We start from the raw sequence: 11,968 nt of genomic DNA, 5'->3' as shown, positions 1-11,968 counted from the left end.
GCTCTCCTTTACAGTCGGCTTGAGATCATTCGAGTATCGGGTTCAGTAGTTTAAAGTAGAGTTGCAAGAGTGACTCTACCTTGCTCTTCCGCCATTTCATTGAACGGAATCCACATACGAAGTGCAGGCTGTCCTCCTGATGAACCACTTGTAACGTTAAGTCGTACAGTTCAGACACCGGCACTCCCGAAGCAACTGCACCAGCGTTATAGAACAAAGGTAATGTTCCTGTACCGGGCTCCTGCAAAAGTGTACTAACATGTTTGGTGTGGAAGGTCTCTCTGCCATCTTGACCCTTGGATTGATGGATAAGCTGGAATAATTCATTAAATTGTTCCAACGAGCCGAAGTCCAGATCAAATACTTGAATATAGTCGGACTGCCCAATGGCTGCATGCACACTTATCCGATCACGGTTGGAGGCCTGTGCGAGAAGGTACGCAAAGCCGGCAAATAAAATATCATCCACCTCCACGTCCCACCTGCTGGCAGCATTCACCACACGATCATAGAGTTCTGCCGATAAGGCAAACTGCAACTCTTCTGTTTCGTTTGATGTTGAATCTCCTTCCACGAAATAATCCATGGACAAGGGAATGCGGGAGCGTGATACATGGATTACATCCATCTCGTCCAACTGATTCTCGATAAATGCCGTAATATCCGAAATAGTTGGCAAATTAAACATGTCGGTTATCTTCACAATTCCCGGATATTGGTCATCAAGTCTGGCATGTGCTTTGATCATCAGAACAGAATCGCCGCCGATCTCAAAGAAATGCTGATTCACACCAATGTGAGCATTGCCAAGTACTTCGCTCCATATCTGTACCAATAGTTTCTCAATATCATTGGCGGGAGCCTTGTATTGGACCTGAGCTGTGTGTAGAGCTGTTGGTTCAGGTAATGCGTTACGATTGATTTTTCCATTTGCTGTTAGAGGGATGGCTTCCAACCGGATAAAGAATGAAGGCACCATGTACTCCGGCAATCTGGATATCAGAAATTCTCGCAATTCAGCAATGGAAACTTCTTGATCAGAGACATAATAGGCACACAGATATTTTTTCTTTTGCTCGTTCTGCCTGTCCATTACATACACACGCTTCAAGGCGTGGTGCTGAATGAATATGGCTTCAATTTCACCAAGTTCCACGCGATGCCCCCTGATTTTGATCTGGTTGTCCTTTCTGCCCAAAAATTCAATGTATCCCTCTTTACGCATGACGCCATGGTCTCCCGTTCTATACAATCGACCAAGGAGCGGATGCTGAATGAATGCTTTCTCCGTTTTATCCAAGTCATTCACATATTGATTTGCAAGACCTACTCCGCCGATAAACATCTCACCTGGAACATCAACCGGACATGGACGCAGTTTATAATCGAGCACATGGAATGTTTGATTCGCCAACGGATACCCGTAAGGGATACTGTTCCACGCATCAGATATTGAATTAATAGGGTAATAAATGGACCAAATACTAGCCTCTGTTGCACCACCGAGACTCACAATGCTTGCATCAGGACACAGATTTCTGACTTTGCCCGGTAACGATAGAGGTATCCAGTCACCGCTGAGCAGTATAAGACGAAGACTGCTTTGATGGTTACCCTCGTTGGTGATGTTTACTGCTCTTTCTATATCAGAACTTTGGATATTTAACTTAGCCAGCGGAGCGGTCTGTGCACCCAGGACTGCTACGGAACGTTCCGATAATAGGGATGGGTCAGCAGCCATTGAGTTTTCGCCATAGGATACCGATACGCTTGGACTTTGCCTGATATAATTTCTGCTGCTCCATTCTTCTGGAGAAGCCATTTCATCGTCTGGCTTCAATCCTGCTTCCACCGTATGAAGCCAGATCTGATTTTCATTTAAATTGAATAACGGTTTTATTTTCTCAAAAGGCATATCTCCAATCGAACACATTCCAATGCCCAACATCTCTCCAACACTGTTTAGTGAGGATACCATAATTCCGGTATCAATAAGGGAGTATAAATAACCTTGCGCGCCATATTTCGGCATGGTTGCTTCCGCGTTGTAAATGAAGAAAACAGTAAACGCTGAAGACTGATAAATGGACCTGTTTGTGTAATAGTGCATTTCATCAGTGAATGACTGATTGCCATGAATAAGGCGTACCGTGTAATCCACTGGACTAAAGTAGTACAAGCCCGCCTCCATTCCCGCAACTCTTCCTTCCTTCACATACACAAACACATCTATCGGATATAGCCCTCCCGCAGAAGGATAGTAATACCGAATTTCCTGTCCTTGATCATACTGACCCAGTACTCCCATCAGATCGGAGAACTGTTTCATGGTGACAGGCTGATCCTCCTTAAAGGAACGATGAGAACGTCGCTTGGAGATGAAATCAGGATATTCAACACCACGCTCCAGTGAGACCTCAAGTGTGGTGTTCTCACCGAAATTACGATGCAACTGTATTTTTTTAAATTCCTCGTATGCCTGTGCATCGTATGCCACCTTTTCGTCATACGGATTGCGGAATAACTGCGTCTGCTTCTTGAAAATTTCCGCTGGCTCCATAAGTCCGCTGACCAAAGCACGTTTGCGAATGAGCAGTTCCATGAGCGAATTCACTTCACTAACAGGTACATTCGGGAAGAAAGAAGCAATCTCGGATTGCCGAATCCCCTTTTGTGCCAAGAAATACAGTTCAGGGAACATACCAGTTGCATATGCAGGGCATTTGAACTCATCCACGTAGATATGCTTTCCATCCATTCGCCACAGCGTGGAGAATGACCAGTGGTACACCGATTCTACTGACTCTTTCTCCACAGCGAGTTGGGTTGACGTCTGAATCTCTTCATCACTTGCCCAACGGTAACTTCGTCCAGCATCGGATTCCAGTCGATCCATGAACATATCCATAATCGCTGGAACCGAATTCCAGATTGTAACCTGATGGCGATCAACGGCCTCTTTCATCATTCGGATATCTCTTTGGTCGGATATAATTACGAGAGCTGCACCCGAGGAAAGTGCACCGAACACGTCATATACGGATAAATCGAAACACATGGAAGATACGCCAAGCATGCGATCCTTCTCATGAACACCGAACTTTCTGTTCATATCCTGAATCGTATTCGTTACAGCCCCATGAGTAATGGCCACACCCTTCGGTCTACCCGTACTTCCCGAGGTATAGATCACATATGCAATGTCATCAGGTGTTCCAGATGGCTCACCTTCGAGTAGAGGATAACCTGAAGCCGAGACCTGATCATAGGCATCCACGTCCAATACAATTCGGCAATCACTATTCTTAAGCATGTAAGCTTGCCGATCTTCAGGATAATCCGGATCAAGTGGTACATATGCCGCACCAGTGCGAAGTATAGCCATTACATTTACAATGGTCTCCATACGGCGCCTTGCTACAACGCCAACTCGATTCCCTCGCCCGATCTCCTGTTCAAGTAAATATCCTGCCAGTTGACCGGATCTTCGGTCCAGCTCCGAATACGTCATCCGCTCATCCTCAAACAACAATGCATCCTGATCTGGATAATGTTTGGCCATACGGTCAAATAAATGTTGCAATGTTGTTGGCATAATATTTTCTTCTGATTGGTTATACCTTTCCAAAATGCTCCGATCGACTGAAGGAATGTCAGGCCCCGTAATCGTTTCTCCTACAATTAGGCCATCCAGCAGTGCAATATATTGCGCAAACATCGTTTCGACCACCTGTTGGTCAAACAAGTCATCCACGTAATCCCAGGTTAGCGTTAGCTGCCCTCCCGCATCCGAAGCCTGATGATCCAGATATACCTGCGATGTTTGGCTGACCCCAGTTCGAACCTTTCCAATCAGTCCCTGAGTTGCTTCAGATGTCTCACGTTCATTAAAGATCATACTTGTGAAGACAATTGGCATTACGGTCTTGTTCCCCATTTGATGATGCTTGGAGAGATCACGTATGAATTCGATGCCTTCATAATGCCTGTGCTCCAGCGCCTCCAGTATACTGTTCTGAACATGGCGTACATGACCCATAAAATCGTTCCCTGAAGTCATATCCACATCAATTAAAATCATGGAAGTAAAGTCCCCAATGATATCCTGTATGCTTGGGTGGAATGGATAACGATTGAAGACTGTCAGGTTCAGTGCAATCTTCTGTTGATTGCTCCAGTACGATAAGATCTGGGCATAGGCTGCACAGAGAAGCGATGAAGGTGTTAGCCCGTGTCCATTAGCAATTTTTTTCAATATCTCCCAACGCTGTGGTTCAAACACTTCATTGAGTCGCTTGAATTTTGGCTCGCTGATCTGTGCAGGATCTGTCTTCAATGGGAGTGCAGGTGCTGCTGGGAACTCCTCTACTCGGGCAAGCCAGTATTGTTTGTCAGCCAGGTACGTATTCGATTTACGGAATTCATTGTAAGCAAGAATATAATCGCGGAATGTAAATGGATTAGGCTCCGGATCAATCTCGGGATGATGATAGAATTTCAGTAGATCATTATTGAAGATCTGTATGCTTGCCCCATCAGCAATGAGCAGATCATATCCAAACAACAGCAGATGTGTATTTTCAGATATTTTTTTCGCACGTATCTCAAATAATGGCCATTGCTCCAATTCAAAAATATGATGAGACATACGTTCTCTTTCGGCTATGATCACCCGTTCCATCTCGTCAGAACTCAAACCACTGATATCTTCAATATCCATCCGGTATACCGGTACATGTGGCAGGATTCGTTGCTCTCCGGTAGGCAGGATAATTGCCCGCAACATAGGATGATGTTCAATCAGCTTGATTAGTGCTTCATTAAAGCGCGTCATCTCCAGCTGAGTTTCGAATTCGAGGTACCCGTGTGTCGAAGTGCCCCCCATTTCAAAAGCCTGACTTCTTCCTGCGACATAAGCCATCTGTACCTCGGTCAGCGGGAATGGTCGGCCTTCAGGATCAGGGCATGGATCATGTTGCGGATAATGAATTGTTACCACTGACTCTTCATTTTCCACAGAGCTCTCAAGCAGAGCCGCCAGTTCATAAATATCTCTCAGGGCCATAAATTCCTTGAAGCTGAGACGCTGATTGAATTCCTGCCCAATCCGATTCACCAGCTGCACCATTAGAATTGAATTGATCCCCATCTGGAAAAAGCTGTCGTGAGTTCCTACTCCATTCATACCAAATACCGATTCACAGAGTTCAATCAGCTTTTGCTCCGTTGGGCTTTCTGTCCCTGCAAGTGCACTGGACTGTTGTCCAAAGGTTGGTTCCGGTAACGCTTTCCGATCAATCTTTCCATTGGGTGTAAGTGGAAATTCAGGCAACTGGATTAAATGCTGAGGAACCATGTAATCCGGAAGTGCTTTTGCCAAAAGACGCTTCATCTCCAATTCGTCATAGCTGCGCTCCGCTGAGTAATAGGCTACCAGTACCTTTGTCCCTTGCATGTCCACTTTATCTATAACGACAGCCTGCTTCACGCTAGGAACTGTAGATAATCGGCTTTCAATTTCTCCAAGTTCAACCCGATAACCCCTGATTTTCACTTGGGAATCCCGTCTGCCAAGGAATTCAATGTACCCTTCTCTTCGCAAGACTCCAAAATCACCTGTACGGTATAAACGTCCCAATTCCGGATGATTAAAAAATGCATTGTCGGTCCTCACCGGATCATTAAAGTATCCTTGAGCCAATCCTGCTCCACCGATACAGAGCTCACCAATGACATCGACTGGGCTCAGGCAACCCGTGTAGTCAAGCGTATAGAATGTCTGATTCGCAAGTGGTCTTCCATAAGGAATGCTCTTCCAATCAGACTTGACAGTATCAATGGGACAATAGATAGACCAAATGGATGCCTCTGTCGCACCTCCCAAGCTGATAACCTGTGCCGAAGGAAAACGCCCATGTACTTGCTCTGGCAATTTCTTTGGTATCCAGTCCCCACTGAGCAGGATGAGTCTTAATTGTTCATTGGTTTGATCGGTTACGTAATCTGCCATCAGTTGCATAATGGCTGGAACTGAATTCCAGATGGTTACTTTATGCTGTTGTATTGCGTCGTACATGTCATGAATATCACGCTGGTCAGCAATGATCACAAGTGCTGCACCCGTCGCAAGTCCACCGAAAATATCATAGACTGACAGATCAAAGCACATTGAAGAGATACCAAGCATCCGATCTTGATCCGTCACTTCAAACTTCATATTGATATCCCGAATGGTATTCATTGCCGGGCCATGGGCAGTAGCTACCCCTTTTGGAGTTCCCGTGCTGCCAGACGTATAAATAATGTAGGCAAGATCGTCAGGTGCTGCGTTATTTTCCAGTGGCTCCACCGGCAATTCAGCCAGTCCCTCAAACGTATAAAGTTCGGGTAATAACAGCATTTTGCAGTTACTATTTTGTAAAATGTATTGCTGACGATCTTCAGGATAATCGGGATCAACAGGCACGTATACCGCTCCTGCTTTGAGAATACCGATGGTATTCACAATTGTCTCCATACCACGTTTGGCTAGCAACCCCACCCGGTCTCCCCGTGTTATTCCTTGTTGCGTCAAGTAATGAGCGAGCTGATTGGAACGTTCATCCAGCTGTTGATAAGTCAATTGCTGATTACCGTAAATCAATGCTGTCTGATAAGGAGTCTTGGTCGCCTGCTCCATAAAAGACCCATGCAGTGTAGATATAGGAAATGATTGTGCTGTTGAATTAAATGCATTCCAGATGGCCTTATCCTGTTCAGGCAAATCTGGTAAAAACTCGATATTCTCTTGCTCACACAGATGAGTAATTATCGCTGTATAATCATCGAACATGGCGGAAAGTGTATCGGAATGAAAAAGATCCTGAATATAGTCCCAGTTAATGGTCAGTCTCCCGTCAGTCTCCATCACCTGATTATCAAGGTAGACTTGGGAGGTCTGACTGATACCCATTTTCAGATCTCCGATATGCTGCCAGCTTCCGATGGCATCCACAAATAATGTGCTGGTATATACAATCGGCATAATGGCGGAAGTACCCGCTTCTCGATGACGGGCCAGTTCTCGAATGAACTCCACGCCGTCATAATGTCGATGTTCCAACATATTGAGCATGCCACTCTGCACGTCTCTTGCTTGTTCCCAAAAAGGCTTGTTTTTTTGTTCGTTAATTTCGAGCAACATGATGGATGTAAAATCACCGATAATTTGATCGGTTTCTTCATGAAATGGAAAGCGGTTGAACGCCGCCAGATTAATGGCAAGTCGATCCTGATTGCTCCAACGGGCCAAAACTCGAGCAAAGGCAGTACACAGAAGCGCGGAAGGTGTTACATTTTTTTGCTGTGCCTTATGCTTTAATTGCTCCCACAGATCTTGTTCCAATATCCAGCTTAGCCGTGAAAATTGCGGTTTCTTGATATGTCTGGGCTCCTGCTTCAGCGGAAGTGCTGGAGCGGAAGGGAATGTGTCCAACTGATCCATCCAGTACTTCTTGTCACGTGCGTACATCTCACCCTTTTTCAGTTCTCTGTATGCCATCATATAATCCTTGAACGAAAACTTGAGTACAGGAAGTTCCTTTTCCGGCTCACGGCAATAATGCACCAGGTCCTCTCCAAGGATCTGGATACTCGCACTATCACAGATCAGCAGATCATAACCGAATAACAGGTAATGCCGTGTATCATCTATTTTAAAAGCTTTGAATTCAAACAGCGGCCATTGGCTCGGCTCAAACACATGATGGGACATTCGATCTCTTTCCACCTCAATGTGTTTCCACTTTTCCTGCTCATTCAGATGGCACACATCAACGATTTCCAGTTGATAGTCTGGTACCTGTGGCAATATTCGTTGTATGCCCTCCGGCAATATGACCGCTCGCAGCATTGGATGGCGCTGAATCACTTTTTGCAATGCAGTTTGGAAATGCGTCATGTTCAATTTGGTTTCCAATTCCAGATAATAGTGAGTGGATGTTCCCCCCATTTCAAACCGCTCGTCTCGACCTAACAGATAAGCCATCTGTACTTCTGTCAAAGGGAAGTCCTCATACAGGGTCGCCGGTTCCGGCTCTTGCTGGGGATACTCGGATATCGCTCCAGTTTCCTTGAGTGCACCAATCAGATGAATTGCAAGCTTCGCCAGATTCATACCTTCAAAGAACGTGTGGTAGTTTAGGTGAACATGGTAGCGTACCCGTATTTCAGTAATAATGCGCATCATTGATATTGAATCAACGCCGAGTTCAAACAAGTTGTCGTATACATCTAACCCGGTAAACCCGAGAACATGTCCCACCAGTTGGGCAAGTTCCTTCTCCGTAGTTGTATATATACCGTTATCTCGTCCGTGCAGTTCAACCTTCTGCTCATATTCAGTTCTCGTCAGCTGGTTGTTATGATAATTCAAATGATTACGTTCCTGTTGAATTCGTGCTGTCATGGCTTCCGAAAATTGGATAACTCTTGACGACTCTAACAACGGTAGGAGTTCACTCGCATAATTGGGCTCACCGATCAACACTCGGCGTATACGACGGCTCAATACCATGTCAAAAGCACTGATCGCTTGATGAGTCGCTAACGTCTTGAATGCTGTATCCACATTCAGACCAAATCTGGCAGCCATCCCGGTTTCCTTCCAGGCAGGCCAGTTAATGGTTAGCGTTCGGCCCGACCCATTTGCACGGTAAGACGCAAAGCTATCCAGAAAACAGTTTGCAGCAACATAATCGCTCTGCCCCGGTTCTCCTAACATGGATATGCCAGAAGAAAACATAACGAAGAAATCGAGTGGTTCCTGCACTGTTACTTGATTCAGAACCCAGGTTCCCTGAACCTTCGGTCTCAGAACCTCTTGGAATGCAGTCTCTTCCTTACGGATAATCAAGCCATCATTGGCAACACCAGCGCTATTAATTACCCCATAGATTTGCCCATATTTTGTTCTCAACCTCTGCACAACATGAGTCATCTGCTCCAGATCGGAGATGTCTGCACTGATTAATTCAACACTTGATCCTCCGGCTTCAAGCTCCATAATGGTTTTCATTCGTTCAATCATTTCTATGGATATTATCTTTGGATCTTCTTCTTGAATAAGCTTGTCCCACACAGTGCGATCAGGCATCGCCGTACGACTGATTAGTGCCAGACGAATGCAGCGTTCATCAGCCAGATGCTTCGCGAACTGCAAGCCAATTCCGCCTGTTCCACCAGCAATAAGATATAAACCGTTCTCACGAATAGTCACTTCCTCATGACTGGCTTCCAGAATGTTGGCAATATCCAATTCTTCAACGTATGACTGATTATGGCGATACGCCACTTGGAAACGGTCATGGGAGCTATTCAATTCTGCATAGATCGTATCCGCATCGGTATCTGAATCCACATCAATGAATCGGCAGGATATTTCCGGATACTCCTGTTCAATGACTTTTGCGAATCCGTTAAGCGTTGCATTTTCCGGTCGTACCTGACTTTCATACCCCGTAACTGCATTCGCTAGGGAGGATATGAATTGAAGCTGAAGTCCCTCTGTCATATGATGATGTAGAATCGCACGGGTCAAGTAGAATGCACTCTGAATTCCACGGTCCTGGCTTAACTTCAATTGTTCCTCGCTTTGTAAATAATCATCTGAATCATTCTCTGCCAGAGTAAACCCGTGAATAATGCGGGTTAGCCCCTGACCCTTCATATCATCCAATAACTGAATGTAATCACTTTCATCACCACGAATCACATAGTGCGAATCATCATACTTCTCATAACGATCCCCCCAGGCTACCTGAATGACTCGTGCTTCGAGCTCACGCTCCAATCGGACCGTCAAGGCAGCACTGACTTGATCGTTTCCGCGGAAGAGAAGTACGGCGCCTTTCATTTTTGAGACGACAGAATCTCGAGATACGGACGTGTATCGTTGCCATACAGCTTGATAAAACATGCCCTCTGCCTGTACCTTTTCCGATCTTCTGTTACGTTTTGGAATGTCGATCCAACATCTGTGCGTCTGAAATGCGTAAGATGGCAAACTGACCTTGAATACATTCTGATTCGCATAAAGCGCTTCCCAGTCAGCATCGCCCCCAGAGACATAGTATGAAGCAGCCTGATGTAACGCATTGATGTCTTGCTGCCCACTGTTCATGAATTCTCCAAGAGCTTGTCCCAGCGATATGCTCATCTCATGCCTGGATGAGAGCGACATTCTGAATTCCTGATCCGCTGCCTCCTCATCTTGAACCAGCTTGTGAAAACCGGTATAGATGTGCGAACCATGTGAAGTACCAAATAGCTGTTTTGAACGCTCCAACTGAGTAAGTTTCTGATGCAAATCGATGTTGCTGTTCATTATGATTGCTACCCGATATGGAAACTTTCCTCTTCCCGTGTTGGCGGTATAACACATATCTTGTAATGTTGGCAGTTCATTTTTTTCAAGAAAATAGATATACTTACTGATCATCTGACGTAGCGATTCCTCAGACTTGGCGGACAACGTCAGAATGGATGGACCTGTTACAGAAGTGTTCGCTTGATGCGCTGCAGTTGCCCGATCAGGTGCTTCCTCAAGCACGAGATGACAATTGGTTCCCCCAATGCCAAAAGAGCTGATACCACACCGTCTTGGAGTTGTTCCATCCGTGTTCCACTCTCGTAGTGTAGTATTTACGTAAACGGGTGATCCACTGAAGTCAATGGCTCTGTTTGGCTTTTCAAAGTTCAAAGTTGGAGGGAGTTTTTTATTTTTCAGCGCCAGAATTGCCTTAATTAAGCCAGCAGTTCCAGCTGCTTCGTACAGATGACCGATATTGGTTTTAACCGAACCGATCGCACAAAATTGTTTCTTGGAAGTATATTTCTTAAACGCGTTCTGAATTCCCTTAATCTCAATGGGATCTCCCAATTCTGTCCCCGTACCATGCGGTTCGAAGTACGAGATCGTTTCGGGATCAATGTTACCGTCCTCCCACGCTTTTACAATCAACTCAGCCTGAGTGGATGGGTTTGGTACAGTTAATCCGCCAGAACTTCCATCCTGATTGACGGCCAAACCTTTAATTACCGCGTAGATCTGATCCCCATCACGCATTGCAGCGTCTAGTGGTTTCAGCAATAAAGCAGTGACTCCTTCGCCCATTCCCGCCCCATTTGCAGAATCATCAAATGTTTTGGTCCGGTAGTCTGGAGATTCCATCCCGATTTTCTCATTCTGATTCTCGCGTGTCATGAGATGAAGTTTCACACCGCCCGCGATTGCCATATCACATTCCTTGTTCCGGATAGCCTGGCATGCCATGGCGACAGCTACGAGTGAAGAGGAACACGCTGTATCAACAACAATACTGGGTCCCTTCAGATTCAGAAGATACGAGATTCGATTGGATAATATGGAAGCCAAATTTCCAACGATGGACAGTGCACTTGTCTGCATCGTTTCGGTAATATATCGCATATACATATCTTTGATATTGTTGGAAAAGCCTACATAGACACCTGTATTGGTGCCCGATAATTTATCGTTACCGTATCCTGCATCCTCCATGGCATCCCATGCCGTCTCCATAAACAAACGCTGATTAACATCCGTTAAACTGGCTTCTTTGGGAGGCAAACGAAAGAATTCATGGTCGAATTGGTCAATATTGTCCAGGTACGCCGCTTCGTAATATTGAATATCTCCCTCAGGTATATCCATATAAGAGAGAATAGCGTCCATATCCGATTTTCGTGTCTTGGGAATGGGACGTATGCAATCTACACCACTCTGGATATTATCCCAGTAGTCATCCAGTGTTTCCATATTGGGCAACTTGGCTGAAATACCGATGATGGCGATATCCTTGACGGGTTTCTTTTCCCCTTCTTTTAGCATTTTCACGATCTGAGCCGCCGTTGTTTTGTTCATCTTCTGGTCCTTGACACTCTCTACCAGGAGCTTCAGAATTTTCTCCAC

At 45.4% G+C, this 11,968-nt stretch carries 1 protein-coding gene; it reads right to left on the bottom strand.

Annotated features, from left to right (window positions below; translation table 11 throughout):
* Positions 1 to 25: 25 nt before the first annotated feature.
* Positions 26 to 11,968, bottom strand: coding sequence for an amino acid adenylation domain-containing protein (locus MKY28_RS03295; protein ID WP_340934866.1), 11,943 nt, complete (start codon positions 11,966 to 11,968; stop codon positions 26 to 28).

This window comes from Paenibacillus sp. FSL R5-0473, from assembly GCF_038004565.1.
Classification (GTDB): domain Bacteria; phylum Bacillota; class Bacilli; order Paenibacillales; family Paenibacillaceae; genus Paenibacillus; species Paenibacillus amylolyticus.
The sequence above is the reverse complement of the archived record's forward strand: the minus strand, read 5'-3'. Positions and strand labels throughout refer to the sequence as shown.